We start from the raw sequence: 25,846 nt of genomic DNA, 5'->3' as shown, positions 1-25,846 counted from the left end.
AAGTTTCTCTGAGGGTAAATCATCTCCAATTGAGATGCTAATTTTATTTAATTTTCCATCGCGATTTAACTAATTAAAAATTTTTAGATATTAACTCCAAATCTCTGCAGTATAAATACCATGCCAAAATATACAGCAACCATAATCACTGTTGAAATAGCCAGTGAGAGATAAAAATTTAATTCAGACTTTAATAATACTGGCAGAACAATAAAAAAAGATAAAGATGGTATAACCATCCAGAAAACACTTTTTGACAGCTGAGCCACCTGCTTCTTACTTTGAGTATCTATATAGAGCCAGATGATTCCTAAGTAAGAAACTAATGGAAGTGAAGCTAAAATTGCTCCAAACAGAGAACTTCTTTTGGATATTTCTGAGACAGCAACAATTATAATCGCAGAAATTAACGTCTTAAATATTAAATATGTCATGAATATCTACTCCTCAATATCAAAGCTGATTCCTTACAATGACTGGCATCTTAATAAATTTCAAAAATAATTTGTGTTTTACTACTTTAACTTAAATTTGATAACTTACTCTTGTTTTTATATACCTTAGGGCAAGATCACAGAAATCATGTTCAGAAAATAATACTTTTTTTTATTTTATCACAGCTCCCACTCTAAATTAAAGTCAATAACTTTTCTGAAGGTTTTTAGCTTTACTTTAAATTCTCATATATTTAATTTTACAGATTTTGATTTTAAAACAATTTTTAATCAACAACTATTTTTATAGAATTACCGGCAGGATCTTCTGTAAATATATTATTTCCCTTTTCTACAACTTTATATCCTAATTTTTTTAAATTTTTAATACTTTCATTTCTTGATTTTTCACCCGGAAACTTTATTGTGTAATATTCCATTCCTGCTGAGTTTTCTGGTAAAGGATCTGCACCAACACCATTCCAGGTATTTAACCCAATATGATGATGATATCCACCTGTCGATAAGAATAAAGCAGATCCACCCATTTTTTGTATAATATCAAAGCCCAAAGCTTTAACATAAAATTGTTCCGCTTCTGCCAGGTCATTAACATGAAGGTGAATATGTCCTATTTTAGTTTCTTTAGGCATTCCTGTCCATTTATTATCACCAATTTCAGCCAGCAAACTCATATAATCAAGAGGATCAGTTACCATTTCTATCTTTTCGTTTCTTCTCCTCCAATCACTACTGTCAAAATCAGAATAAACTTCAATTCCATTATCATCTGGATCCTTAAGATATATTGCTTCACTTACACCATGATCTGCTCCACCTGTTATGGGATAATTATTTTCATCTAAATTTTTTAGAAACAATCCCAGCTGAAATCTATCCGGCAGTAAAATTGCAAAATGATATAATCCGGTTTTCCTGGAAATTTTTTTTATTATATCTTCAGAATAAATTAGAGTTACTATAGGAGTTAAACCATCTGCTGTTAATATAGCTTTTTCTTCTTGTACTTCTAAAATATCAAAACCCATAACATTCTTATAAAAGTCTAGAGATTTATTCAGGTCTTTAACTCTTAATACAATTTCTCCTACATATCTATTTGGTTTGTCATGAAATTTCTTCATATTATTGTTTCCTTTCTATAATTTTAAAATTATTTATTAATAAATTTTAATTTAATAATATTATTTGTTCTAATTTGATTATAAATTGCAATAAAATTTATTAATAGTAATTATAAAACAAAATTTTTCTACTATTCCCCACAAATTTCAATAAAAAAAGCTATTTAAATTCTAAGTTAATTCTATGTTAACTTTTGAAAAATAACTATAAAAATCTTGACTTTATTTAAAAATAAAAATATAATATTAATATGATTAAAATCGAATATTCAAATATAGGGAGGATCAAAAGTGGATATTATTGAAATTTTAAAAGCTCTGGCCCATGAGAATAGAATTAGAATTTTAAATCTTTTAGCCAAGAGTGAGCTCTGTGTCTGCGAATTAGAAAATCTTATGCAGGTAAATCAATCCAATGCCTCCAGACATCTGGCCAAATTAAAGCAGGTTAATTTAATTAAGGGCCAAAAAAATGCTCAGTGGATATATTATCACCTAAATGATGATCTGCTGGCTGAACATGATTTTATTAAGCTATTAATTGAAGAAGAACTGCTTAATTATAAAGATGCCAGAGAAGATTTAAAAAGGCTGGAAAAATACAAATCCAGTTCTTTAAGCTGTGAGACACTTCCAGACAGCGATATTTTTCAAAATAATAATTAAAGGGGAGAGAAACTAAATGAAGTATAAAGTAGCTTTTGTTTGTGTTGGTAATTCCTGCCGCAGTCAGATGGCAGAAGGTTTCGCAAGAGAATATGCCGGTGATATCCTGGATGTTTATAGTGCAGGTACAAATCCATCTTCAGAAGTAAAGCCAAATGCTGTTAAGGCAATGGATGAAGTTGGTATAGATATCAGTGATCATTATCCAAAATTACTGGAAGAAATCCCATCTGAACTTGATATTGTAATTACAATGGGCTGTGGGGTCGAATGTCCTAATGTACCGTGTAAATTCAGGGAAGACTGGGGATTAGATGATCCTGATGGTCACCCAATGGATTTCTTTAGAGAGACAAGAGAAATTATTGATCAAAAAGTTAAAGATTTAATTGAAAAAGTAAAAAATGATGAAATATAATACAGCTGTTTAAGCCATGCTCTAATTTAAAACTAGCTTAATCATATTATATTTTAATTCATATAAAAGCAAAATATTATAAAATAAGCAGAATAGCAGTTTTGATTCTTCAGACTGCTGTTCTATATTTTTAAAGTTTTATATGAGTAAAATCGAATCTAATGATATAAAGAAGGAGAAATAACTATGAGTGATAATTTAAAAAATATAAACGAAAAAGATGCAAGTGAAGCTACAAATAATGATAATTCTTTAAGTGTCTTCGAAAAATATTTGAGCGTCTGGGTAGGACTCTGCATTATTATTGGAGTTGCAGTTGGAAGGTTATGGCCTGCCTTTCCTAATACTTTAAGCAATTTTGAATATACTCAAGTATCTATTCCAGTTGCTATTTTAATCTGGTTTATGATCTATCCAATGATGGTTCAGATTGATTTTAGTTCAATTTTTGAGGCGGGTAAAAAGCCAAAAGGCTTAACTGTAACTTTAGTCAGCAACTGGCTGATCAAACCATTTACAATGTATTTTTTCTCCTGGTTTTTTCTACAGATAATATTTAAAAATTTTATTCCGGCCGGACTGGCTCAGGAATATGTTGCTGGTGCCATTTTGCTTGGAGCAGCTCCCTGTACGGCAATGGTTTTTGTCTGGAGCTACCTTACTGATGGGGATCCAGCTTATACCTTAATTCAGGTTTCAATAAATGATTTAGTCCTTGTCTTTGCCTATGCTCCTTTAGTCATGTTTCTTTTAGGATTAAATGAACTTACAGTACCCTGGAATACTATTTTATTATCAGTAATCCTGTATATTGTCGTGCCTTTAAGTGCCGGTTATGTATCTCGTAAATATCTAATTAAAAATAAAGGTAGAGAGTGGTTTGAAAATGTTTTTCTGAAAAATTTAAGTGAATTAACAATCGTTGGCCTACTTTTAACCTTAATTATACTCTTCTCTTTTCAGGGAGATGTTATTTTGAATAATCCCTTCCATATTCTCTTAATTGCAGTACCGCTGACTATTCAAACCTTCTTTATCTTTTTTATTGCTTATGGATGGTCTAAGATCTGGAAGATTAAACATTCTGTAGCTGCTCCTGCAGGTATGATCGGAGCCAGCAATTTTTTCGAACTGGCTGTAGCTACTGCTATTTCAGTTTTTGGTCTGCAGTCCGGGGCAGCACTTGCAACAGTTGTTGGAGTTTTAGTTGAGGTTCCAGTGATGTTAACTCTGGTTAAAATAGCAAATAAAACTAAAAAATATTTTTAGTTATTCGAAATTAAATAAACAAAATATGGAGCTCCAATTACTGCTACCATAATTCCTGCGGCTATACCTTCTGGTTGAAATATATTTCTCCCAACTGTATCTGCAGCAAGTAGAAGCCAGCCTCCAGTTAAAACAGCTACTGGAATAAAGAGCTGGTTTCTTTTTCCTATCAAAGTCTTGGCAATATGGGGAGCCATTAGACCAATAAATGCAATTCCACCACTCACTGATACTGCTGCTGCAGCAAGACCTACAGCTATCAACAGTAAAATCCCCTGCTCTTTTTTTACCTTCATCCCTACGCCAACTGAAACTTCATTTCCTAATGCAAGAATATTTAAGCTGTTGGCTTTGTAAAATGCAGATGGCAGTAAAATTAAAATCCAGGGCAGCAGTGCCAGTACAAATGGCCAGTCTGTTCCCCAAATATCACCAGCAAGCCAGCGAGAAATAAATTCTACTTTTGCTCTATCTGCAGAAGAAATTAAAACCATCATCGCACCGGATAATGCTGTGGAAAAACCAACCCCAACTAAGATGAGTTTAACAGGCTTTAAACCTGTTTTACTGCTGTAAGAAAAAAGATAAATTAAAATAGCGGTTACTAATGCTCCTGCAAATGCTGCTAAAGGAAGTAAAAAAATAAATTTTCCTGCTTCTACTGGAAAATAAAGAAAAAATAAAGCAACTGCAAAACCAGCTCCAGAGTTAATTCCAATTATACCCGGATCAGCCAGATCATTTCGTGTCAGTTCCTGTAGTATTGAACCAGAAAGAGCAAGTGCCATCCCCGCCAGAATTGTAATTATAAGCCTGGGAAGGCGAATAGAAAACAAAATAAAATTTTCATTAAAATTACCCTCCCCCATTAGAACTGGTAATATTCTATCAAGTGATAAGATAGAATTTCCTAATACCAGATTTAGGACTGAGGTCAAAATTATTAATGAAAACAAAATTAAAATTATTAAACGCTGTTTTTTTATAGTCTCTGGATGAATCATTAAAAATCGCTTCTCCTTCTGTTAACAATAATTAAAAAAAACGGCAGTCCAAGTATAGCAATAATTGCAACAACTGGGGTTTCGTAAGGTGCATTTATAGTACGTCCCAAAAGATCTGCCAGCAGCATAAAAGTGGAGCCAAAAACAGCAGAAAGTGGAAGAACATATCTATAATCTCTTCCTGCAGCAGCTCTTACAATATGTGGTATCATTAATCCTAAAAAGACAATATTACCCACTAAAGCAACAGCAGCGCCAGTTAAGATAATAATCACCAAAAATAAAATTACCTTTGTTTTTAAAACTTTCTGTCCCAGACCGATTGCAATTTCCTCTTTTAAACTTAAAATAGTCAGCTGTCGTGATAAAAAGAAAGCTGCAGTCAGACCCAGAATAATAAAAGGAGTTATTGTAAAAACTTGACTCCAGGATACTCCCACCAATCCTCCTGCTGTCCACATTGAAACATCTTTAGAAATCTGAAAATAAATTCCAACTCCTTCAGCTACAGCATAAAGAAAAGTAGAAACTGCTGATCCTGCCAGAACAATTCTAAAAGGTGAAAATCCCCGTTTATTAAGAGATGCTATTCCAAAAACCAGTCCAGCTCCTGCAGCTGCTCCGATAAAACTGGCAAGCATTGTTCCAAAATAATTAAGAGCTGGAAAAAGTGCAATAGCAAAAGCAAGAGCCGCATTTGCTCCTGCTGTCAATCCAAATAAACCAGGATCAGCCAGGGGATTTCTTGTCATTCCTTGCATTACAGCTCCAGAAACCGCAAGTGCTGCTCCAACAATAACTGCTGCTGTAATCCTGGGAAGCCTTATTTCCTGGATCATTAAAATATTATCTGAGCTGCCAGTAAAAGTGATTGCCTTCCAGACCTGAGAAAAAGGTATTTCAGCTGCTCCAAGTGCTGCTGCAGCAAAAAAGGATAAAATGAGCAGGACAAAACTACTCAATATAAGATATTTAAATTCCATTCTATTCTTTTCATTTTCCATTAAAAACCCTCATTATATAAAAATTAGTCTTAATTTAAAAAACTATCCTTGATAAATTCAAGCTGATATTCAAGTGTTATTGGATCATTAAAATAGAACTTTTTTGCATCTGCTTCAAAAACTCTGTCATTTTCAACAGCCGGAATATTTTCATATGTTTCAGTTTCCTGAAAAGATGTGTCAGAATCAGAGTTTTTTGAAATTATTAGATAGTCACCGGCAATTTCAGGTAAAACCTCAAATGAAAGTGCATGAAATCCAGTTTCTAAAGCAAGCTCTTTAACTCTATCCGGCATTTTCAGTTCCATTTCCTGATATAATATTTCAGTACCTCGGGCCCAATTTTCTCCAAAAACATATAATTCTTTATCAAAGTTTTCAATAACTGTTACAGTTGCATCTTCTCCAATTTTATCTTTAATTTTTTGACCAGCTTCTGCTGCTCTTGCTTTAAAATCGTTTATCCATTTTCTTGCCTCTTCTTCCTTATTAAGCAGTTTAGCTATTTCAAGATGCTGTTCTAGATAATCAAGCCTGCCATATGTAAAGGTTACAGTTGGTGCTATTTGCTTTAATCTACTGATGTTTTTTATATTTGACAGCCCAATAATTAGGTCAGGATTTAATTCCAATATTTTTTCCAGATTATCATCACTTACTGCTGGAATTCCCTCCAGATCATAATTTGGATTATTTTTAGACCAGGAGTCCACTCCTACCAAGTTAACATCTAAAGCCAGAACATTTCCTGTAAAAGTGGACAGCACTATAACTCTTTCCGGATTTGCAGGCACCTCTATCGGGCCATTTTCTGACTGATAAGTAATTGTATTTTTAGGCTCAGCTGCGAGCATTGTAAAACTAGAAACCAGAAGCAGTATCACCGTAATCGCTAAAATTCTCTTTTTCATCATTATTACCTCCATTTATAATATTATATGTTACACACATCGGTTTATCTGTTACAGGGTCTTTACCAATAAGAGCATCAATATTGAAAATTTCTTTTAATACCTCAGCTGAAATAACCTCTTCTGGACTTCCAGCTTTAACCACTTTACCGTCTTTCATTGCAATAATATAATCAGCAAAACGGGCCGCATGGTTTAAATCATGTAAGACCATAACAATCGTACGTCTTTCCTTTTGATTTAAACTATCAAGCAGTGTTAATACTTCCAATTGATGAGCTAAATCAAGATAGGTTGTTGGCTCATCTAAAAAAATTGTATCTGTCTCCTGCGCCAGTGCCATCGCTATCCATACTCTCTGCCGTTGACCACCGGATAAAGCCTGTAAAGATCGATATTTAAACTTTTCTGTACCTGTAACCTCAAGTGCCCAATTAATTGCCTCATAGTCTTCTTTTTTAAGCCGGCCAAATCCACTTTGATGTGGAAAACGTCCATAGGAAACAAGTTCCCCTACTGTAAGACCATCAGCAATCTCCTGAGTTTGAGGCAAAATTGATAATTTTTTTGCAAGTTCTTTTGTATCAATAGTAGAAATATCTTTGCCATTTAAAATAATATTTCCTGAACTATAGGGAATTATCCTGGTAATAGCTTTAAGTAAAGTTGATTTACCACTTCCATTTGCTCCAATAATAGCTGTAACTTTATGTTCAGGAATCTCTATATCTAAACCTTTAACAACAAGATTATCATCATATCCAACTTTTAAATTCTTTGTATTTAGTAATATATAAATGCACCTCCATAATTTTTCAATTCAGCGAAAATGAAATTCATTCTCAATGCAGAATAAAAAAAGACTACTTATTAACTTTAGCAGTCTTTTCTAGTATAAATTAATTCTGTTTCATTTTCAAATGGATTATCTAGCCAAAAATTTAAATATAAGTTGATTACTCTGATTTATTCTTTAATACTCTAAATTACTTCAAACCTTAAATTCTTTTTGACTCCACTTACACTCATAAAGCCTGTCACGATAATTCAACATCAATTAATGGAGTAGAATTTGTTATGGTTGAGATACTTCCCAGACCATTGTAAAAACAACTACCTGTTAATCTAATGGCAGATAGCTGTTTTTATCTTAAAGTGTAATGATTTCAAACCCAGCTTCTATGTAAGATTTCATCGAAGGATGACCGCTCATATCTCCTTTTAAGGGAATCTCAGTGCTTTGATTATATTTAAGAACTCCAAGTTTAGCAGAACAGGCCCTGCAAATACAATCAATAAGTCCTTTTTCTTTTGCTTCAAAATAAAGTTTGTTATTAGATTCTTCAAGTTTTTGAATTAAGGTTACAGCTTCCCCTTCAATTATCACCTTTGTTTCATGACCCTTTTCATCTAAATCAAGAACATTAAGGAGCACATGCTGAAAACACATTAAATTACCGTTAAACGCAAAAAAAGCAAATTTTTGCAATTAAATAACCTCCCTTTAATATTTTAAATCAAATTTTTATTTTTTTCTCCCTGGAGAAGTCATATTCTCTATTTTTAATATTTCTTCCAGTTCCGATTTGCTGAATATATTCTTTTCTACAATTAACTCCCGCAGTGTTTTATCACTTTCCCGTACTTCCCTGGCCAGAATACTCGCCTGATCATAACCTATGTAGGGAACAAGGCTGGTGATCACAGCCAGACTATTATCTAAAATTTGCTGGCATCTATCCTGGTTTACCTCAATCCCCTTAATACATTTATCAACAAACTTATCTATCCCATTTTTCATCATCTCTAAGCTTTTTAATATTTTACTGGCAATAAGAGGACCAAAAGCATTTAATTCTAACTGGCCATCTCTGGCTGCCATAGTTATAGCCTGATCACAGCAGATAACTTCAATAGAAAGCTGGTTGATCATCTCACAGATCACTGGATTTACTTTCCCCGGCATTATTGAAGAACCCGCCTGTACTGCAGGAAGTCTGATCTCTCCAATCCCACCAGCTGGACCTGAAGCAAGCAGCCTTAAATCACTGGCAATCTTATTTAAATTTACTGCAGCTGCCTTTAATAATCCTGAGACTTCAACAAAAATATCCATATTCTGAGTAATATCAATCATATTTTCAGAATGAGAAAGACTTAAGCCACTGAAATTTCTAAGCTGTTTGGCAATTTTAAAAATATAGGAATGAGATGTATTAAGTCCGGTACCAACAGCTGTACCGCCAAGATTTATTTTTTTCAACCTATCAGTAATCTTATAAAGACGCCAGCGATCTCTATTTACAGCTTCAGCATATGCTGAAAATTCCTGTCCTAAAGTAATAGGTACTGCATCCTGAAGTTGAGTTCTCCCAAGTTTAATTATTGAAGAAAATTCTTTTTCCTTTGCCTGTAAAGCACTCTGCAGTTTTGATACCGATTCTGTCAGAGGTACAAGCAGCTTTAGAACAGCAATTCTTAGTGCTGTTGGATAAACATCATTTGTAGACTGTCCTTTATTAAGATCATCATTGGGATGAATAATATGATAGTCACCTTTTTTATGCCCCAGTATTTCCAGAGCCCGATTGGCAGCTATCTCATTTACCAGCATATTTGTTGAAGTTCCTGCACCACCCTGAAAAGCATCAAGCTTTAATTCCTCAGCTACATTTGAATTTATTATCTCAGAACAGGCCTCTAAAATAGCATCCTTTTTTCCTTCTTCTAACAACCCCAGCTCATAGTTTGTTGCTGCTGCTGCCTGTTTAATAACAGCAATTGACCTAATCAGTTCAGGATGAACATTTTCCCTGCTAATATTAAAATTTTCCCGGGCTCTAATACTATTGATCCCATAATAAGAATCAGCTGCTATCTTCTTTTCACCAATACTATCTTTTTCTACCCGGGTAGAACCGTAATCTTCTTGATTTGTATCTTTAAACATCAATCCATCTCCTAAATTTTTATAATATAAAATATAAGCTTTCGCAATTTAACAGTATATTTTATTAAAATTCTTCTTTTTCAGCCAGCCACATTCTGTAAGCAGAAGTAAATGGTTTTAAAGCTCTATCTAAAATACCGTGCAGTTGAGCAATTGCCATCCCGTAATTAATAACTGGAACACCAAGCTCATCGGCCTCTTTAAGTCTGGACAGCACTTCTTTTTTATTTAACATACAGCTGCCGCAGTGAAGAATAAGATCATAATCTGTTAAGTTATCCGGATATTCTCTTCCCGAAACATGATCAAATTCTAGCTCTCCACCTACTCTTGATCTTAACCAGCGGGGAAGCTTAACTGTACCAATATCGTCTGCTTGCCGACGGTGAGTGCAGGCTTCTGCTATTAGAACTTTATCTCCTGGCTGTAAATTCTCCATTTTCTTTGCCCCTCTCAAAAAGATTTCAAGATCACCTTTATAGCGGGCAAATAAAATAGAAAATCCGGTTAAGAGTATATCATCTGGTACGTCAGCATCTACTTTCATAAAAGCCTGTGAGTCTGTAACAACAAGCTTGGGAGGTTCTTTTAATTTATCCAGAGTAAGTTTTAGTTCTCTTTCCTTACAGACCATTGTTATTCCGTCATGATCAAGAATGTCCCTGATTGTCTGCACCTGAGGTAAGATTAACCTCCCCTTGGGAGCAGCAAGATCAATAGGAGTAACCAGAACAATAGTATCACCTGGATTGACTAAATCACCAACAATAAAAGATTCTTCTGTATCTGCTGGCATTTTATTAACTATCTCTTCTCTTAAAGCTTCTATTCCTTCTTTGGCAACAGTGCTCACAAAAACAGGCTTAATTTCAGTTTCAGTTTCAACACTGCTGAATATCTCAGCCTGATTAAAATTAAGATCAGTCTTATTTACTACAGCTACAACAGGGGTATTTGCATCAGAAAATTTAGCTAATAAATCTTTCTCATAGTCTTCAATTCCATGTTCAGGATCTATAACCATAACAGCTAAATCAATTTTACGAATGACCTCCATGGTTTTTTTAACTCTCAGTTTGCCAAGTTCACCGCTATCATCAATACCGGCTGTATCTATCATCATTACCGGACCAAGCGGCTGCAGCTCCATTGCCTTATAGACCGGATCAGTTGTTGTCCCGGGAACTTCAGAAACAAGTGCCAGTTCCTGATTTGTTAAACTATTTATCAAACTTGACTTTCCTGCATTTCTTCTACCAAAGACGCCAATATGGGGACGATTCCCCTTTGGTGTTTCCTGCATTATATATTCCACCTCTTATAATATTTACAAATCTAAAACATCTATTTACAATTTAACAACAATTCTTCCTTTTGAATTTCCAGCAAGCATCTTATCAATATTCTTACTTAAATTATTTAAACCAACTTCCTTACCTATGGAAGCCAAACTTTCTATCTTCCAATCTGCTGCCAGCTTATCCCAAATTTCAGTTCTCAATTTTTTATCACATAAAACTGAATCAATACCATGTAAACTGACACCTCTTAAAATAAATGGATAGACATTAATCGGTAATTCTGCCGAAGCAACATTACCACAGCAGGTAACTGCTCCAGCATATTTAGTTGATTTAATAGCTGTTGCCAGCATATTTCCACCAACAGTATCAATAACCCCATCCCATTTTTCTTTAAGCAGCATTCTACCAGATTTATCATCAATTTCAGACCTACTAATAACCTCATTTACTCCTAAATTATTAAAGTAATCTCTGGCATCAGTTTTTCCGGTAGCTGCAGTAACCTGATAACCTTTTTTGGCTAAAATACTGCAGGCAAAACTGCCAACTCCACCACTAGGACCAGTAACCAGAACTTTTTTTCCAGGAAGTTCTGATGCTAACAATTTATATACAGAAAGAGCTGCTGTAAAACCTGCTGTCCCATAAATCATGCTCTCTTTTAGAGTTAAATTTTGGGGCAGTTTTACAGCCCATTCTGAAGGAATCCTGATATATTCTTCAAAACCACCATCAGTATCCATCCCCAGATCATAACCAGTAACAATAACTTTATCTCCTTCTTGAAAGTTGCTGCTCTGATCTTCAACCACCACACCTGCAGCATCTATCCCGGGAGTGTGAGGATAATTTTTTGTAACTCCCCTGTTTCCGGCTGCCGAAAGAGCATCCTTATAATTTAGGGATGAATATTTAACTTTGACAAGCATATCCCCTTCGGGAAGATCATTTATTTCTTTTTCTATAATATTTCTTTCAAATTTATTATCAACTTCTCTTATTTCTAAGGCCTTAAAATTTATATTATCCATAGCTAAACACCCCTTGTTTTAATAATAATTTATAATAACAATAATATCAGAATTTAAGGAAAGTGTTAAATATAGGCCGATTACTTTTACTGTAATTTATAGTTAGAAAATTTTACTTTTAATTTTCAGCATTAAATACTTTTTTAATATAATCTATTCTTGAGGTCATATTTTTCAATAGTAAATCAACTAAAGTTAAAGCAACCATTGATTCGACAACAACAACTGCTCTTGGAACAATAATTGGATCATGTCTGCCGTGAATATTAAGATTAATATTTTCCCCGGATCTATTGACTGCAAGCTGGGTCTTCTCTATAGAAGGAGTTGGTTTTACAGCAACTCTAAGCTGAATTTCACTGCCGTCAGTAATACCTCCTAAAGTCCCACCAGCATTATTTGTTTCTTTTATAATTTCTCCACTATCATTATATCTATAAAAATCATTATGTTCATAACCACTCATTTCAGCAGCTTTAAAACCTTTTCCCATTTCTACACCTTTGGTTGCTCCAATTGACATAACTGCCCTGGCAAGAAGAGCCTCACATTTATCGAATACAGGATCACCCAGACCTGCAGGTACATTTTTAACATTACATTCAATAGTTCCACCAGATGAATTATTTTCGTCTATCATTTCAGTTAAATATGCTTCTGCTTTTTTTACAGCATCCTGATCAGGCATATATAAAAAGTTATCCATTATATAATTCTGGTCAAAGTTATCAGGGTCAACCTCTATTGGACCAATTGAAGCTGTATAGGCTGTTATTTCAATTCCTAAAACTGAAAGCAGTTTTTTTGCAACTGCTCCTGCTGCTACTCTTGCTGCTGTTTCCCTTCCAGAAGAACGTCCACTTCCCCTATGATCTCGATGTCCATATTTTAAATCATATGTATAATCTGACTGCCCCGGTCTATATACATCTTTTAGAGCAGAGTAATCCTTTGATTTCTGATTTTTATTATATATTATTAACGAAATTGGTGTTCCTGTTGTTCTACCTTCAAATACTCCGGATAAAATCTCAATTTTATCTCCTTCTTTTCTTGGAGTAGCAAAGGGAGACTGACCCGGTTTTCTTCTATCCAGATCTTTTTGTATATCTGCTTCACTTAATTCAAGTCCTGCCGGACAACCATCTATTACAACTCCAAGGGCCTTACCGTGAGATTCTCCCCAGGTTGAAATTTTAAATATATCACCTAATATTGAACCTGCCATTATTAAAACACCTCATATTATGTTTAAGTTTAATTTTAATTTAAAATTCAATCTAAGTTAAAATTTTATGCTCTTTCCTTACCAGATATGTGATCACTTTCAATTTTAATAACTTTAGCCGCACTGCCTGTTTTTTTAATATATTGGCTGCCCTCTTCAACATAATCTGGAGAATATTTTTTTATCAACTCTAAAAGTGCTTCCTCTTTTTCATTTTCAGATACTTCAACAGCTCTACCAAAGATAATTACACTTTCATATTTAGTAGTAAACTTTTCGGCTACAACATCGGTCTTACCAACAACTGTAAATGAAACTTTATTATTGTTTTCAATATTAGCCAGCTTCTGACCTTCAGTAGCACTGTGAAAATAAATTGATCCCTTATAAAAAACATAACTTAGAGGTACTCCATAAGGATAACCGTTTTCGTTTACTGTTGCTAAAACACCATATTCTCCATTTTTTAAAACTGTTTCTGCTTTCTTTTTTTCAATCTGTCTGTCTTTTCTGCGCATTTCTTTAAACATCAAAATCCCTCCATCTATTTAATACTTTACTGTAAAACTGTTAATATTTCAAAATATATTCTTTAACTTTTATCTAATTTATGTTCTAATTTCCTCTAACTCTAAGTAGCAAATCTTTATACTTCTAATATTAAACAGTTCCTGATTCAGTTATTGCAAAAGACCTATCAGAACAGTTTATTTCTGCTTCTACTCCATACGGTAAAATACACATTGGAGCAGTATGGCCGAAGTTTAGATTATAAAGAATCGGTAAATCATCCCGTCCAGCTTCATCTCGAATAACTCTTAAATATTCTACTTTATATTCTTCATAATATTTTTCAGCATAGGGCTTTGCTATAATTAATGCTTTAATTTTATCAAAAACTCCCTGAGCCGCCATTGCTCTCAGGTACCAGCGTATATAGTCGGGAGATGGTTTATCTTCACTACTTTCTAAAAAAAGTATCTTATCTTCCCACTCATCGAGTTCAGGCCAGAGAACAGTTCCTCTTAACCAGTCCAGCACTTCTATACAGCCCCCAATTAATCCACCTTTAACTTTCCCTTCTCCCTGCAGAAGTTCATATCCTTTTCGGTTTTCGGCCATTTTTCTTTTTATTTGGCTATTTTCCTGATCATCCCAGGCTAAAAATTGAGAAGTCCAGTTTTGACTGGGATAAATTTTACCAGGAGCACTGTCTGTAAACAGTGATTTTTTAAGCCATTCTACAGTATAATCATGCATTTCTACATTTTCAGCAAATTCTCCCAGTATACTCGGACCATAAAAGCTTGTCAGTCCTGCCTTATAGCACATAAAATGATTAACAGTTGTATCCGAATACCCCATAAAAATTTTAGGATTATTTTTTATGATATCAAAATCGATATATGGCAGTAATCTTAAAGTATCATCTCCACCTATATTAGAAAATATTGCTTTTATTTCTTTATTTTCGAATGCGTTCATCAAATCTTCAGCTCTGGCTTCTGGATTTTGATATAAATACTCACTACCCTTTAATGTATTTGGCATTTCAACTACTTCTAAGCCAAAAATATCTTCTATTCTTTTCTTTCCTATTCTATATCTATAATTAAATTTTTTATCACCTGCTCCACCCCAGGAAAGGCTGACAGCTGCTATTTTATCTCCCCTTTTTAATTTCTCTGCTTTAATCATTGAGAACACCTTTCTTTTATAAAAATTCTAATCTATTTTCAATAAGTTAATAACTAAAGTATACTTCGACGATTAAATTAACCTCTGGATAGTGGATAGTTATTAATATCCATAAAAAACTTCTGTTTTAAAATCTGATCCCTGCCCATTTTTCAGTTCATCTAAAAGTGGCTTAATAAATCCACCTAATTCGTAATTATCTGCTTCGTTTAAATCAACCCACACATATTCTTCCGCCTCATCATTTAAAATCACGCTGGTGGAATCTGTTCTGCAGATATAATCTATAAAAATAAAATGTTTTTCTTCATGAAAAGTCTCATTATAAACACTTTCTTTAATACTGATTAGGTTAATATCATATATTTCCAGACCAGTTTCTTCAAGAATTTCACGCCTTAATGCTTCTTCCATTTTTTCTCCAAGTTCAATATGTCCTCCCGGAATAATATACTTGTCACCCCATTTGTGAGATTTACAGAGAAGTATTTTGTCATCAGGGTTAAATATTACTGCTCCAACTGTTGGTTCTGGATAACTCATTATCGGCTCCCTTCTTTAAATTAAATATATTTATCAGCTAAAATATTTAAACATTAATTCTCAGTAAGAACAAAGCACTTAATATCTCTATTATAACAGTAAAATTAACTTTTTTCTAAAATAAATACTTTTAATCTTCTTAAAGAACCAAGTATGACTAGATCTATATTTTAAATCTATAATTTATAATTTAAACAATAAAGTTTATTTTTATGCCGCCTTTAATAATTTTTTTATTACATTTATCATAAATTTAAGCCCTTTACGCTGATAAGATACATCATTAAAATTCCCAATTAAATATGTGTCTAACTGAGGATGATAAAACATAAAGGCTCCTGTTGCCCCAACACAACCCCAGCAGTAATATTTTTCTGGCATTAAAATTGGAATAGTTTTAAACTTCCAGATACCATAGCCATAATCTACACCGAAAAATAATTTATTAGAATCACTAATCATCTGCTTTAAGGTTTCTTTTTTGATCAATTCACCAGCATTTAAAGCCTGCATAAATTTAAGTAAATCTTCAGTAGTTGCCACAACTCCACCCCCACTGAAATCAAGTCCGGCAAAAGCCTTAGAATCATTAAGCACCTTTCCGTTAATACTAAAGCGAGCAGTCGGGAAGGAATATGCTTTCAGAGGTTCAGAATAATGAAGCATTGATGATTTTTTCATTGCAAGTGGAAGAAAAATTTCATCTTTTAGTACCTCATGAAATGGTTTTTTAGTTATATTTTCGATTATCAGTCCTAAAATATGATAATTAGTATCTGTATATTTAGTCTTTCTACCAGGGGGTGAATAAGATTTTAAATTGTTTTTAGCCCAGATAACAGCTTTTCGCGGACTCATATTAAAATTGCTATCTTCAATTATTTTATCAAGTAATGGCCAAAAATCGTCATATAAACCAGAGCGTTGTTTTAACAGATGTTTAATAGTAATACTATCAGTATAATCTTTTCCTTTATAGATATGCAGTCCACTTAACAAATCATCATCTAAATAACTGCTGATTTTATCATTAAAATCAAGTTTTCCTCTTTCATATAAAATACTTATAATAGTTGAAGTAAACAATTTGCCAACACTGGCCATATAATTGGGCTGTTGAGGGTCTGCATCTAAATCAGCAGTTTTTCCCTCTGCAATATTTAAATGAAAATTTAATTTATCAGAATGAAGCAGCAAATAAGCATTTTTAACTTTTGAGTCTTTTTTTACTCTTTTTCTGAACGTATTTTCAATTTCGTTTAACTTTTCTTTTTTCATTTTACTCTTCCTTTCTGAGCACATAAACAGCTACCTCATCTTTTTTAAAAATCAAATTAAAATTATGGAAACCAGCTTCATTTAACAGTTCTTTTTCTGTTTTTAGTGAGAATGGAATATCAATATGAAAAAAGCCATCCTCTATGCTTTTATTTTGATTGCTTAACTCAAACTTTTCTAATAAAATCTTTTCTTTTTCTTCAGAAACTATATAATCTCCTTCAATATATTTACCACCAACTTTTAACGATTTGCAAATTTTAGTATATAAATTCTTTTTTGAACTGTATAATAAATGATGAAAAGTCATTACTGATATTACATAATCAAATTCCTTTTGATGCAAATCTACAGTTAAATATGAATCATTAATTATTTTAATCTGTTCTGCTAATTGGGCTGGCAATACTTTTATAAAATTCTTCAAAATTAACAACATTGTTTCTCATATGTTCATCATAGGAATTTGCTCTTTCATCAAATAAATTATCCATTTTTTCTGCTTTTTTACTCATTTAATCACTATCCTTATCTTGAAGTCTGTCTTTATAATTATATTTTTAGCTTTCACTTTATAAATTTAATTTAATGAATAATTATTTAGCAGCAATACTAAACTATCAAATACTTATTTTTTCAATTTTTCAATCTAAGATATATTTCCATTATAAAGTAAAAAATCCTCCAAAATAATTTAATAAATTTTGAAGGATTTTTCTTATAAGTTTAAAAACCAAATATGTCTTTATTCATTAATTTAGCAGCTCGTACTGTACCATATTTTTTCTTGCGTTCAATAAATAATAATTCTCTTTCTAATTTTCTATAGCTTTCCAATCTCTCCTCAGTTAATTCTCCCTCTTCTATTGCTTTTTTAACAGCACAGCCCGGTTCTGAATCATGCTGACAGTCATTAAATTTACATCTCTGGGCCAGAGCTTCTATATCTTCAAAACTCTCTTTGATTCCCTCACTTCCATCCCAGAGCTGAATTTCCCTCATCCCGGGAGTATCTATTACAATACCTCCTGTTTCCAGAACAATTAATTCCCGGTGAGTTGTAGTATGCTTACCTCTACCATCACTGACTCTAATCTCATTAACCTCCATTTTTTCGCTGCCCATCAGCTGATTAATAATCGTGGATTTTCCAACTCCAGAAGATCCTAATAAAGCTGCTGTATATCCAGTCTCTAAATATTCTTCCAGTTCATTCAGTCCTTCTCCACTTAGTGAACTAACTATATGAATTGGAACTCCAAAAGCTACAGTTTCCACTTCAACTTTTTTTGCCTCCGGATCTTCACATAAATCCGCCTTACTCAACACTATTACCGGTTTAGCACCACTATCCCAGGCAATTGTTAAATATCTTTCCAGTCTTCTTAAATTAAAATCCTGGTTCAAGGAAGTAACAATAAATATCGTATCAATATTGGCAGCTACTATCTGTTCTTTAGTGTCATCTCCTGCAACCTTGCGTGAAAATTTACTTTTTCTGGGCAGTATATCATGGATAATTGCTCTTGCTCCATTATCCTGCAGATCTATTACTACCCAGTCTCCTACTGCAGGAAAGTTATTATTATAGCGCATCTTACCCTTTACCTCAGCTAAAACCTCTCCTGCTTCAGTATATAACTTGTACATTCCTTTATATTCTATAGCTACTCGAGCTATTTGAAAATCATCCCGTTTTTTAGTTTGGGCTAGTTTATCTTCAAAATCCTGATTCCAACCTAAATCTATTAAATTCAATCTTATTTCCTCCTATTTAATATAAATTAAGTTATTCAAAGCTGCTCTAACTTAGCAAAAATGAATTAAACTACTTAATTTATTCTCTTTTATAGTTCCCCTTTTAATTTCTTCAACTTCAGTTCTTTTTGCTTCAAATTTCTCTTTAATTAGATCTACAGCAGCAAAAGTATTAAAACTTTGACTGCAGGTAAATAAATCAACTGCCGCATATCCCAGTTCAGGCCAGGTATGAATAGTCAGATGAGATTCTGCTATCATGACTACTCCTGTTACCCCTTGAGATTTGAACTGATTAAATACTACATCACTAATCTCTAATCCCGCAGTCAGAGCTGCTTTAACCATTATTTTTTCAACAAATTCAACATCATTCAGTTTTTTATTATTACATTCACTGATTTCAAGAACAATATGTTTTCCTAAAATCTCTTTTTTAGTTTTTATCATATATATTACCTCACCATTCAAGTATTAATTCGTAAATTCAAAGTCATTATTTCAGTCGTTATCTCTATTTCAACTATTTTAATTTTCCCTCTATTATTATAATCATAATGACCGCCCCCTTTTAATAATTAAAATCTCCTAGAATTTAAATACCTCTTTTAAACTTTTCCCATTTTTAAGTACCAGTGTATAATCCATTTTATTTCCCCCCATTCTTTTAAATTTAAACATAAAAAAGCCATGGGCTAGTTAATAAACCCATGGCTTAATTGATATATTTATAATTTAATATAAAAATCCCATTAATAAAGGTGATTTTTCAAAATTCTAAATACAAAGTTAATTTTAAATGCTAGTAAAAATCATTTATATTATAAAAATTAAAAACTATGGGCAATAATCCCATAGTATCCAATAATATGCTATATATAATATATCTATATTTAATATTTACTATTATACTAGAGTTTATTAATTTAACTGTACTCTTTAAAATTCACTCCTTAAGGATATTTTAAAATTGGACAGAAAAATCCCCAGGAATTAATTTTAAAATTTTAAAGAAGTACAAAATATTCAGTTGACTGATTAAATTAATAAACGCACTTTCATCAAACTTCTCCCCCTATAATTTCACTGTAGATAATTATAACAATTACTTAATTATTTGTCAATAGAAAAATTAAATATATTCAAAATATTATTATCAATCAATATATTTTTCTAATTTTTTAAAATTTAGAAAGTATTTCTTAGCAAATAATAACGATTAGGTTCCCACTTTTTTACTTCTTCTTTCCAGTAAAGCAACATCTCTCCAGGAACCATTTTTCATTTTACCAATCTTTTCCCGGACACCAACTTCTCTAAATTCGAACTTTTTATGAAGTTTGAGACTGGCTTTATTTTCAACAAAAATTCCAGACTGCAGAGTCCAGAAACCCTCTTCTTCAGATAATTTAATTATTTCTTTTAATAAAGTCTTTCCAATTCCGTTTCCTCTGTAATCCTGGTCAATATAAATACTTAATTCTGCAACTCCTCGATAAACACACCTGCTAGAAATAGGGCTTAAGGCAGCCCAGCCGATTACGCTGCCGCTGCTTCTGGCAACTAAACGGCATTCTTTAATATGTCCCTGATCCCAATTCTCCCAGTCAGGAGCTTCAGTTTCAAAAGTTGAATTTCCTGTTTTGATACCCTGAATATATATTCTTTTTACATCTTCCCAGTCACTATTTTTCATTTCATCAATTGTAAAGTCCATTTCCTACCTCCAGATTATTTTAATATAAAACTTTATTTTTAAAAATTTTATCTATTTTTTAGATTAGTTCAGATATATTTTCTCATTTCTATTGAATCATCTTCTCTATCATATTCTTTAAATCCAGCCTTTTTATAAACTCTTCTTGCAGCTTTGTTATTAATATTTACATTCAGCTTAATATATTCTTCCTGATAAGCAAAATATTCTATTCCAAAAGCTATTCCCTGTTCTACAAAATCTTTTCCATATCCTTTTCCGACAAAAGCAGGGTTTAAAGCAAGACCAATTTCTATAATTTCTCCCCTAAAATAATATTCAAATAATCCTGCCAATTTATTTTGAGTTAAGGCTACAAAACCTATACAACCGCCTGGACCCCTTAATTCAATATTATTTTCATCAGTATTTTCAAAATAAGGATCTACATAAATTTTTTTAATAAATCCATCATATTTCCAGTCTTTTATTTCTGCTAGATATTCTAAATTAATAGCTACAAATTTAAAATCCATCAATATACCCCCCTCCAGGGATAAACCTAATATTTATAAAGTGCAAAAAAATCGGATTCCAAATTTTCCATCCGCTGGTCATACCACTGTTTTGTATTATCAAGGGCTCTATTATAAACATAATCTCCCATTGTTTCTAAAAAGAATTCTAGTATTTTTTCAGAAGCTATAATTCCAAGCTTTTCATCTCGTTCTACTTCAAAATAATACTTTATTTCTTCAAGCAATTTTTCTTTATCTTCTTCAGTTAAACCATATTTCTTTATTAGATCATCTTCTTTCATAATTATTCTCTCCCTTTTATCACAATAATTTTTATATATCCTGTTCTAACCATGAAACAAAATATTCATCTGCTATTTTATACGCTAATTTTCTATTCATATTACTTCCTCACCTATTATTGTCCCCTGATGAAAAATCATCTTCCAACTCTTATTTTGATATTTCCAGAGCGAACTTCGAAGTGAAAATATTTTTTATCATTTAATTTATCTACTGCAACTTTTTCTCCAGAGTTTTGATAAATTTTTCTTCTGTAAAAATACTGCCGTGGCCGGGATAAAATCTTTTACAGTTGTAGCTTTTTATTTTTTGCCAGCTTTCTATTAACTCATCTTTATTATTGGCAAATGGAGGATATACAGAGTGAGGCATAAAGTTAAATAAAGTATCTCCACAAATTATATCTTCTCCATTTATTATAACACTTATAGAACCGCCTGTATGTCCGGGAGTATGGATAATCTCCCCTTTGATTCCATACTGCTTTAAATCATAATAATCATCAACTGTAATATCCGGTGTCACTGCTTTAAACTTACTTTCTGAAATCAAATTGCTCAGCTTAGAAATTATCTTTGATATAAATACTGTTCCTTCAGGAAATTCAGTTTTACCATTTTCTAATAGTTCTTTTTCTTTTTTATGAACCAGTACCTCAGCATTTGTTTTTTCCTTCAGAGCTGCTAAACTGCCTACATGATCATAATGAACATGGGTTATTATAATTAAAATGATATCTTCTAGATCAGCATTCTTTTTAGATAAAAACCTGCTTACTATATCTACCTGATCCGGCATCCCTGCATCAACTAAAATATATCCGTTTTTTGCTTCTATTAAATAAGAATTTGCTTTTCCCATTTCTATCTGCTGTATTACTGCACTCATATTCTCACTCCTAACTATTACCATTCCCATTCGATTTTTTGCCAGTTACCCTTACTTGCAGCTGGAAATCCATCATAGGCAAAATAAATTAAATTATCAGCTGGACAGACTATATTAGAATAAACAGTACCTGATAAATTGTTATTTTGTTCAACCTCAGAATTGGATAAAATATCTATCATTTTCTGGAGAGATAAGCCTTTCTTATTTTTTAACAAAAGATTTTCAACTTTTTCCTGTCTTTTAATTGAATCTTTAAAATCAAAATTACAGCCAGCAGGCACCTTGATTTCAGAATAGTGATTGGCTCCTGCAATATATGAGCTTTCTATTCTCCTTTTTTTATAAAGCTGAGAACTGCATTCAAAAACAGAGCTTTGATTGTTTTTTCCATCAACAACAAATAAATTCATTCCACCATCTCTAACCGTATTCTGCAGCAACCTTTCTACTTCATCAACTGATTTACAGCTTTCCAGTGCTTTTCTTATAAAAACAAATGGAGAAAGTTTCTTTCTATACTCCAGAGGAATATCCCAGACAGGTAAGTGATTATAGTGAATCCATAATTTTTCTTTATTAAAACCTGTCCCCGAAAATATATCCCCCTCTAAACCAAATAGCATAACTGGAATTTTGTTATCCACTTCAATAATATTTATATGGCCCCATGATTCTGGTAGCAAATAATCATTATTTCTACCTATCCAGCAAGAATCTTTAGTTTTAGTAATAAAACTTGTACAACCATTATCTGTACACATACTGCTAAAATACCACTGAGCTATTTTTTCTATTGGAAAATTTGCTCCCCGGGAAATGCCCTCCAATTCTTTTTGATAATCTTCAGGTAAATTTTCAAACCAGAACATTGATTCATTTTTAAGTTTTTTATAATTTATTCCATAACTATTATTAACCGCTTCAATCATTTTCGAAATATTATTCAGGAATTTTTTGCCCCCAATAGATTTACCAATTAAAATACCAATTTCTTCTGCTGTCCCGCTGAATCTATTAATTAAATCAGATTCCATCTTTTAACCTCATTTCAAAATCTTTTCCCATTTTTCTCTTAGACAAATAGTTTCGAAACCGATTGCTTGATGAAAATCAGAAATTCCACCAAAACAATATTTAGCGCCCAATTTTTTGGTTTTTTTTCATTGCTTCAGTAAGTGCAATTGTTGCCAGTCCTTTTCTCCTGTGTTCAGGTACTGTTGCCAGGGGTTCTAAATAAGCATATTTATTCTGACTATCAAACCACATTCCTGCATAACAGACATATTCACCATCAGGTGATTTAATAACTGTAGTTAAATCCTTTCTGAAATTGGGTCCACTCTGCATCAACAGCCTCCCATCATAATTATTATCTGGTTCAGGTCCATGATTAAATCCCTTCCAGAGACATGAATGTATCTTTTTTATGTTATTTTCTTCTTCTAATGAAAACATTGAATAACCTGCTGGCAGATCAAGCTCAATAAAATCCTTTTCATAAGAAAAGATAGTGACAGGTTCAGTGTATATTTTTTTATAACCTTTTTCTGATAGAAGCTCTCTTATTTTCTTTTCGCTATCTGTAGTCCAGACATTTAATTTTTTCTGATTATCAGTCAAAGCAGCTAATTCTTCTTCTGCATAATCAATCATCTCAGCTAATAGATGATTATATCCTTCTCTCACACTTAAAAAACATTCGCCAGGCTCCATCTCATAACATGCTAAAGCAACAAGTTTATCTCCATCTTCCCAGAGACCAAAATGATGAGTTTTCTTATAATTAAAATAAGGATGAGTATGAGCATACTCAAAAAACTGTCTTAAGAGATAACTATTTAGAGTCTTTAAATTATAGTTATCATCTAAAAATTGACTTACCTTTTCAAAATCAGCTAAAAGCTTATACCTTCTCAAGTTTATCAAAGTCTTCACTCCCTTTTCTTTTCTCGTATTTCCCTACAAAAATTACTAACCCGTTTATCTACCTCCTCTGGATAAGTGTAACCTAACTTTTTAGCAATATTTTTTGCAAGTCTTCTAAAAAAATCAATCATCTTAAAAAATGCTTCCCAGTTTTCTTCAAGATCAGCACCAGCATATGTTTTTTTCCATTCTGCCCATAGTTCGTCATCTAAATATTCCTTAAACCTTTTGCCAAAAATCCCAGTTTCTACTGACCAGTCATTTTTTAGACCGATATGCCACTCAATAACCTTATGTAGAAAAGAATATCTGAGTGAATAATCAAGCATGTATTTAGCAAAAGGAAGCTGTTCTCTCCAGAGATATTTGGGAACATAATAAGCATCCCACCAGAACTCATTTACCAGAGTTTCATATTCTAATTGTTCAGGTTTGTTTATAATATACTCTGAATAACTTGGTTCCAAAAGCCCTTCAGTTATTCCATCTTTATCTAGCAAAACCTTATAGCCGCTGTCATAAACATCTTCTTCTATTTCCAGCTGATCTGTAATCTGAAAATCAATCCTGACCCCATCATTGAATAAAACAAGCCGAGTTAGCCAGGAAGCATTTTTAAATCCTGTCGAACGAGGCTTAAAAGGCCAGCGGACCATAATTGATCCAAACTCTTTAAGCCATTCGTCATTTTTTTTAAAGCTGCTTAAATCAGATACATAGAGCTCAATATCATAGTCAGATAAAAAATCAGTTTCTGAATCAGATTTGACCCTAGAACTTGTTAAAACTGCTGCTCTAATCAATTCATTATTTCTGGCCCATTTTTGAAACTGAGATAAGACTTCTTTTTCAGTTCTCATCATTAATCACCTTAATTATTTAATATCATCTTTTTTTAATTTTGCCTGAGATTTTATAAGCTTATCCTTTAAAAGCAACAGCATCAAGTTGAAATAAAAGGCCTTCCTGACCACCGCGGTGAGCAAACTCTGTCTGAATTGATTTTCTGGCTGGATATTTACCTGCAAACCTTTCTTTTATTACTTTTTCCATTACAGGAATATTCCAGATATCTCTAAACATACAATCAATTTTTACTACTGACTCTAATGTCAGACCTATGCTCTCCAGGCGGCTGCTTAAATGATCAAAAGATCCATTAATTTGCTTTTCAATATCTTTTCCAACATTACCAACACAATAATTTATAAAAACAAAATCCCCTGCTTCAACAATTCCAGAATGTGCCCATTCCTCATTGATATCACTTCTTTTGATTTCCCCCATTAAATTACCTCCTTATTTATTTTTTATAAGCTCTGAGATCAGGCAGAATCTAAATGCCTGTCTAAATAGCTTCATAAGTCAGTTTCAATTCTTACTACCCACTAACTACACAAGACCATTAATAAAATAATTTATTAATTCATAATCATCTTTATTTATTTCTCTATTTAATTTTTCTTTTACCTCTTTTTCTATTTTTTTAAAACTACCTTCATTTCTTCTGGTTATATATGCAATCAACTTCATTTTATCTATATAACTAAAAAACTCTTCTTTACTTTCGGGTTTCCAGTGAGATTCTACATATTTTTCTGCATCATAACTTTTCAACTTATTAAATAAAGAAAACAATCTATCAATATCATAACTTTCTTTATCTTTATATATATCCGGTCCCAGACAGTCACCCAAAAATAGAACTTTTTCCTCTTTTACATATATTACTGTAGAATCTGGGGAATGATCTCCTCCAACATTTTCAATTATGCAGGTTATTCCACCTAAATCATTGGTCTATCTGTATCATAATTTGCCGGCATATACAAAATATTATCTGAAATTTTCTTTAATCTACCTTCCATAAT

At 32.5% G+C, this 25,846-nt stretch carries 31 protein-coding genes; 3 read left to right on the top strand and 28 right to left on the bottom strand.

Features of this window, described 5'->3' with window-relative positions; genetic code table 11:
• Positions 1 to 83 precede the first annotated feature (83 nt).
• Complete coding sequence (locus BW929_RS10485) at positions 84 to 434, bottom strand: DUF3147 family protein (protein ID WP_076545441.1); 351 nt, start codon at positions 432 to 434, stop codon at positions 84 to 86.
• Positions 435 to 721: 287 nt separating this feature from the next.
• On the bottom strand, positions 722 to 1,579 hold the full coding sequence (locus BW929_RS10480; RefSeq protein ID WP_076545440.1) for a VOC family protein: 858 nt from the start codon (positions 1,577 to 1,579) through the stop codon (positions 722 to 724).
• Positions 1,580 to 1,870: 291 nt separating this feature from the next.
• Here BW929_RS10480 and BW929_RS10475 point away from each other — a divergent pair, with 291 nt between their 5' ends.
• From BW929_RS10475 to arsB, 3 genes are all read left to right on the top strand, one after another.
• Positions 1,871 to 2,245, top strand: coding sequence for an ArsR/SmtB family transcription factor (locus BW929_RS10475; protein ID WP_076545439.1), 375 nt, complete (start codon positions 1,871 to 1,873; stop codon positions 2,243 to 2,245).
• Positions 2,246 to 2,261: 16 nt separating this feature from the next.
• Positions 2,262 to 2,663: an arsenate reductase ArsC gene (locus BW929_RS10470; RefSeq protein ID WP_076545438.1), complete on the top strand. Its 402-nt coding sequence runs from the start codon at positions 2,262 to 2,264 to the stop codon at positions 2,661 to 2,663.
• Between the two features lie 186 nt (positions 2,664 to 2,849).
• Positions 2,850 to 3,932 carry an ACR3 family arsenite efflux transporter gene (gene arsB / locus BW929_RS10465; protein WP_084566171.1) on the top strand — a complete coding sequence of 361 codons (1,083 nt, stop codon included), beginning with the start codon at positions 2,850 to 2,852 and terminating at the stop codon, positions 3,930 to 3,932.
• On the opposite strand, the gene BW929_RS10460 is transcribed toward arsB, so the two are convergent.
• From BW929_RS10460 to BW929_RS10340, 26 genes are all read right to left on the bottom strand, one after another.
• Positions 3,929 to 4,936: a FecCD family ABC transporter permease gene (locus BW929_RS10460; RefSeq protein ID WP_076545437.1), complete on the bottom strand. Its 1,008-nt coding sequence runs from the start codon at positions 4,934 to 4,936 to the stop codon at positions 3,929 to 3,931. The genes arsB and BW929_RS10460 overlap by 4 nt on opposite strands.
• Complete coding sequence (locus BW929_RS10455; protein ID WP_076545436.1) at positions 4,936 to 5,940, bottom strand: FecCD family ABC transporter permease; 1,005 nt, start codon at positions 5,938 to 5,940, stop codon at positions 4,936 to 4,938. The genes BW929_RS10460 and BW929_RS10455 overlap by 1 nt, the downstream gene beginning before the upstream one ends.
• Positions 5,941 to 5,969: 29 nt before the next feature.
• The gene (locus BW929_RS10450; RefSeq protein ID WP_076545435.1) at positions 5,970 to 6,851 is read right to left on the bottom strand and encodes an iron-hydroxamate ABC transporter substrate-binding protein; all 882 of its coding nucleotides are present in this window, start codon (positions 6,849 to 6,851) and stop codon (positions 5,970 to 5,972) included.
• Entirely contained in the window at positions 6,802 to 7,644 is an 843-nt protein-coding gene (locus BW929_RS10445) for an ABC transporter ATP-binding protein (RefSeq protein ID WP_076545434.1), read from the bottom strand. The genes BW929_RS10450 and BW929_RS10445 overlap by 50 nt, the downstream gene beginning before the upstream one ends.
• 357 nt (positions 7,645 to 8,001) lie before the next feature.
• Positions 8,002 to 8,340, bottom strand: a complete 339-nt coding sequence (locus tag BW929_RS10440; RefSeq protein ID WP_076545433.1) for a cytoplasmic protein — start codon at positions 8,338 to 8,340, stop codon at positions 8,002 to 8,004.
• Positions 8,341 to 8,376: 36 nt separating this feature from the next.
• Positions 8,377 to 9,801: an aspartate ammonia-lyase gene (locus tag BW929_RS10435; RefSeq protein WP_076545432.1), complete on the bottom strand. Its 1,425-nt coding sequence runs from the start codon at positions 9,799 to 9,801 to the stop codon at positions 8,377 to 8,379.
• A gap of 64 nt (positions 9,802 to 9,865) precedes the next feature.
• Positions 9,866 to 11,104, bottom strand: coding sequence for a [FeFe] hydrogenase H-cluster maturation GTPase HydF (hydF, locus tag BW929_RS10430; protein WP_076545431.1), 1,239 nt, complete (start codon positions 11,102 to 11,104; stop codon positions 9,866 to 9,868).
• Positions 11,105 to 11,149: 45 nt separating this feature from the next.
• Positions 11,150 to 12,136: a YhdH/YhfP family quinone oxidoreductase gene (locus tag BW929_RS10425; RefSeq protein ID WP_076545430.1), complete on the bottom strand. Its 987-nt coding sequence runs from the start codon at positions 12,134 to 12,136 to the stop codon at positions 11,150 to 11,152.
• A gap of 118 nt (positions 12,137 to 12,254) precedes the next feature.
• A complete protein-coding gene (gene aroC / locus BW929_RS10420; RefSeq protein WP_076545429.1) occupies positions 12,255 to 13,364 on the bottom strand; it encodes a chorismate synthase in 1,110 nt (369 codons plus the stop codon).
• Between the two features lie 65 nt (positions 13,365 to 13,429).
• Positions 13,430 to 13,894: a pyridoxamine 5'-phosphate oxidase family protein gene (locus BW929_RS10415; RefSeq protein ID WP_076545428.1), complete on the bottom strand. Its 465-nt coding sequence runs from the start codon at positions 13,892 to 13,894 to the stop codon at positions 13,430 to 13,432.
• Positions 13,895 to 14,024: 130 nt separating this feature from the next.
• Positions 14,025 to 15,062, bottom strand: a complete 1,038-nt coding sequence (locus BW929_RS10410; RefSeq protein WP_076545427.1) for a S66 family peptidase — start codon at positions 15,060 to 15,062, stop codon at positions 14,025 to 14,027.
• Between the two features lie 102 nt (positions 15,063 to 15,164).
• On the bottom strand, positions 15,165 to 15,605 hold the full coding sequence (locus BW929_RS10405) for an NUDIX domain-containing protein (RefSeq protein ID WP_076545426.1): 441 nt from the start codon (positions 15,603 to 15,605) through the stop codon (positions 15,165 to 15,167).
• A gap of 210 nt (positions 15,606 to 15,815) precedes the next feature.
• Positions 15,816 to 16,883: a serine hydrolase domain-containing protein gene (locus BW929_RS10400; RefSeq protein WP_076545425.1), complete on the bottom strand. Its 1,068-nt coding sequence runs from the start codon at positions 16,881 to 16,883 to the stop codon at positions 15,816 to 15,818.
• Position 16,884: 1 nt separating this feature from the next.
• Positions 16,885 to 17,289: a class I SAM-dependent methyltransferase gene (locus BW929_RS10395; RefSeq protein ID WP_076545424.1), complete on the bottom strand. Its 405-nt coding sequence runs from the start codon at positions 17,287 to 17,289 to the stop codon at positions 16,885 to 16,887.
• Complete coding sequence (locus BW929_RS15270) at positions 17,261 to 17,398, bottom strand: hypothetical protein (protein ID WP_159437161.1); 138 nt, start codon at positions 17,396 to 17,398, stop codon at positions 17,261 to 17,263. The genes BW929_RS10395 and BW929_RS15270 overlap by 29 nt, the downstream gene beginning before the upstream one ends.
• Positions 17,399 to 17,609: 211 nt before the next feature.
• Positions 17,610 to 18,641: a ribosome small subunit-dependent GTPase A gene (rsgA, locus tag BW929_RS10390; protein ID WP_076545423.1), complete on the bottom strand. Its 1,032-nt coding sequence runs from the start codon at positions 18,639 to 18,641 to the stop codon at positions 17,610 to 17,612.
• Between the two features lie 51 nt (positions 18,642 to 18,692).
• Positions 18,693 to 19,091 carry an adenosylmethionine decarboxylase gene (speD, locus tag BW929_RS10385; protein ID WP_076545422.1) on the bottom strand — a complete coding sequence of 133 codons (399 nt, stop codon included), beginning with the start codon at positions 19,089 to 19,091 and terminating at the stop codon, positions 18,693 to 18,695.
• Between the two features lie 769 nt (positions 19,092 to 19,860).
• Positions 19,861 to 20,358, bottom strand: a complete 498-nt coding sequence (locus BW929_RS10380; RefSeq protein ID WP_076545421.1) for a GNAT family N-acetyltransferase — start codon at positions 20,356 to 20,358, stop codon at positions 19,861 to 19,863.
• A gap of 68 nt (positions 20,359 to 20,426) precedes the next feature.
• Positions 20,427 to 20,873, bottom strand: coding sequence for a GNAT family N-acetyltransferase (locus tag BW929_RS10375; protein ID WP_076545420.1), 447 nt, complete (start codon positions 20,871 to 20,873; stop codon positions 20,427 to 20,429).
• A 26-nt stretch (positions 20,874 to 20,899) separates the two neighbouring features.
• A complete protein-coding gene (locus BW929_RS10370) occupies positions 20,900 to 21,157 on the bottom strand; it encodes a DUF2164 family protein (RefSeq protein WP_084566170.1) in 258 nt (85 codons plus the stop codon).
• Between the two features lie 211 nt (positions 21,158 to 21,368).
• The gene (locus BW929_RS10365; RefSeq protein ID WP_159437160.1) at positions 21,369 to 22,046 is read right to left on the bottom strand and encodes an MBL fold metallo-hydrolase; all 678 of its coding nucleotides are present in this window, start codon (positions 22,044 to 22,046) and stop codon (positions 21,369 to 21,371) included.
• A 17-nt stretch (positions 22,047 to 22,063) separates the two neighbouring features.
• The gene (locus BW929_RS10360; RefSeq protein WP_076545419.1) at positions 22,064 to 23,083 is read right to left on the bottom strand and encodes a C45 family autoproteolytic acyltransferase/hydrolase; all 1,020 of its coding nucleotides are present in this window, start codon (positions 23,081 to 23,083) and stop codon (positions 22,064 to 22,066) included.
• A gap of 100 nt (positions 23,084 to 23,183) precedes the next feature.
• On the bottom strand, positions 23,184 to 23,975 hold the full coding sequence (locus BW929_RS10355) for a GNAT family N-acetyltransferase (RefSeq protein ID WP_076545418.1): 792 nt from the start codon (positions 23,973 to 23,975) through the stop codon (positions 23,184 to 23,186).
• 5 nt (positions 23,976 to 23,980) lie between these two features.
• Positions 23,981 to 24,835 carry an aminoglycoside 6-adenylyltransferase gene (locus BW929_RS10350; protein ID WP_076545417.1) on the bottom strand — a complete coding sequence of 285 codons (855 nt, stop codon included), beginning with the start codon at positions 24,833 to 24,835 and terminating at the stop codon, positions 23,981 to 23,983.
• 61 nt (positions 24,836 to 24,896) lie between these two features.
• The gene (locus BW929_RS10345; protein WP_076545416.1) at positions 24,897 to 25,262 is read right to left on the bottom strand and encodes a RidA family protein; all 366 of its coding nucleotides are present in this window, start codon (positions 25,260 to 25,262) and stop codon (positions 24,897 to 24,899) included.
• A gap of 105 nt (positions 25,263 to 25,367) precedes the next feature.
• A complete protein-coding gene (locus tag BW929_RS10340; protein ID WP_076545415.1) occupies positions 25,368 to 25,673 on the bottom strand; it encodes a hypothetical protein in 306 nt (101 codons plus the stop codon).
• Positions 25,674 to 25,846: the final 173 nt, after the last annotated feature.

Source organism: Halanaerobium kushneri (assembly GCF_900156285.1).
GTDB lineage: Bacteria > Bacillota > Halanaerobiia > Halanaerobiales > Halanaerobiaceae > Halanaerobium > Halanaerobium kushneri.
The sequence above is the reverse complement of the archived record's forward strand: the minus strand, read 5'-3'. Positions and strand labels throughout refer to the sequence as shown.

Excerpts from the sequence above, each read along its gene's own strand:
- BW929_RS10485 (WP_076545441.1), bottom strand. The coding sequence starts at position 434 with ATGACATATTTAATATTTAAGACGTTAATTTCTGCGATTATAATTGTT.
- BW929_RS10480 (WP_076545440.1), bottom strand. The coding sequence starts at position 1,579 with ATGAAGAAATTTCATGACAAACCAAATAGATATGTAGGAGAAATTGTA.
- BW929_RS10470 (WP_076545438.1), top strand. The coding sequence starts at position 2,262 with ATGAAGTATAAAGTAGCTTTTGTTTGTGTTGGTAATTCCTGCCGCAGT.
- arsB (WP_084566171.1), top strand. The coding sequence starts at position 2,850 with ATGAGTGATAATTTAAAAAATATAAACGAAAAAGATGCAAGTGAAGCT.
- BW929_RS10460 (WP_076545437.1), bottom strand. The coding sequence starts at position 4,936 with ATGATTCATCCAGAGACTATAAAAAAACAGCGTTTAATAATTTTAATT.
- BW929_RS10455 (WP_076545436.1), bottom strand. The coding sequence starts at position 5,940 with ATGGAAAATGAAAAGAATAGAATGGAATTTAAATATCTTATATTGAGT.
- BW929_RS10450 (WP_076545435.1), bottom strand. The coding sequence starts at position 6,851 with ATGAAAAAGAGAATTTTAGCGATTACGGTGATACTGCTTCTGGTTTCT.
- BW929_RS10435 (WP_076545432.1), bottom strand. The coding sequence starts at position 9,801 with ATGTTTAAAGATACAAATCAAGAAGATTACGGTTCTACCCGGGTAGAA.
- hydF (WP_076545431.1), bottom strand. The coding sequence starts at position 11,104 with ATGCAGGAAACACCAAAGGGGAATCGTCCCCATATTGGCGTCTTTGGT.
- BW929_RS10425 (WP_076545430.1), bottom strand. The coding sequence starts at position 12,136 with ATGGATAATATAAATTTTAAGGCCTTAGAAATAAGAGAAGTTGATAAT.
- aroC (WP_076545429.1), bottom strand. The coding sequence starts at position 13,364 with ATGGCAGGTTCAATATTAGGTGATATATTTAAAATTTCAACCTGGGGA.
- BW929_RS10415 (WP_076545428.1), bottom strand. The coding sequence starts at position 13,894 with ATGTTTAAAGAAATGCGCAGAAAAGACAGACAGATTGAAAAAAAGAAA.
- BW929_RS10410 (WP_076545427.1), bottom strand. The coding sequence starts at position 15,062 with ATGATTAAAGCAGAGAAATTAAAAAGGGGAGATAAAATAGCAGCTGTC.
- BW929_RS10405 (WP_076545426.1), bottom strand. The coding sequence starts at position 15,605 with ATGAGTTATCCAGAACCAACAGTTGGAGCAGTAATATTTAACCCTGAT.
- BW929_RS10400 (WP_076545425.1), bottom strand. The coding sequence starts at position 16,883 with ATGAAAAAAGAAAAGTTAAACGAAATTGAAAATACGTTCAGAAAAAGA.
- BW929_RS15270 (WP_159437161.1), bottom strand. The coding sequence starts at position 17,398 with ATGAGTAAAAAAGCAGAAAAAATGGATAATTTATTTGATGAAAGAGCA.
- speD (WP_076545422.1), bottom strand. The coding sequence starts at position 19,091 with ATGATAAAAACTAAAAAAGAGATTTTAGGAAAACATATTGTTCTTGAA.
- BW929_RS10380 (WP_076545421.1), bottom strand. The coding sequence starts at position 20,358 with ATGGACTTTACAATTGATGAAATGAAAAATAGTGACTGGGAAGATGTA.
- BW929_RS10375 (WP_076545420.1), bottom strand. The coding sequence starts at position 20,873 with ATGGATTTTAAATTTGTAGCTATTAATTTAGAATATCTAGCAGAAATA.
- BW929_RS10370 (WP_084566170.1), bottom strand. The coding sequence starts at position 21,157 with ATGAAAGAAGATGATCTAATAAAGAAATATGGTTTAACTGAAGAAGAT.
- BW929_RS10365 (WP_159437160.1), bottom strand. The coding sequence starts at position 22,046 with ATGAGTGCAGTAATACAGCAGATAGAAATGGGAAAAGCAAATTCTTAT.
- BW929_RS10360 (WP_076545419.1), bottom strand. The coding sequence starts at position 23,083 with ATGGAATCTGATTTAATTAATAGATTCAGCGGGACAGCAGAAGAAATT.
- BW929_RS10350 (WP_076545417.1), bottom strand. The coding sequence starts at position 24,835 with ATGAGAACTGAAAAAGAAGTCTTATCTCAGTTTCAAAAATGGGCCAGA.
- BW929_RS10345 (WP_076545416.1), bottom strand. The coding sequence starts at position 25,262 with ATGGGGGAAATCAAAAGAAGTGATATCAATGAGGAATGGGCACATTCT.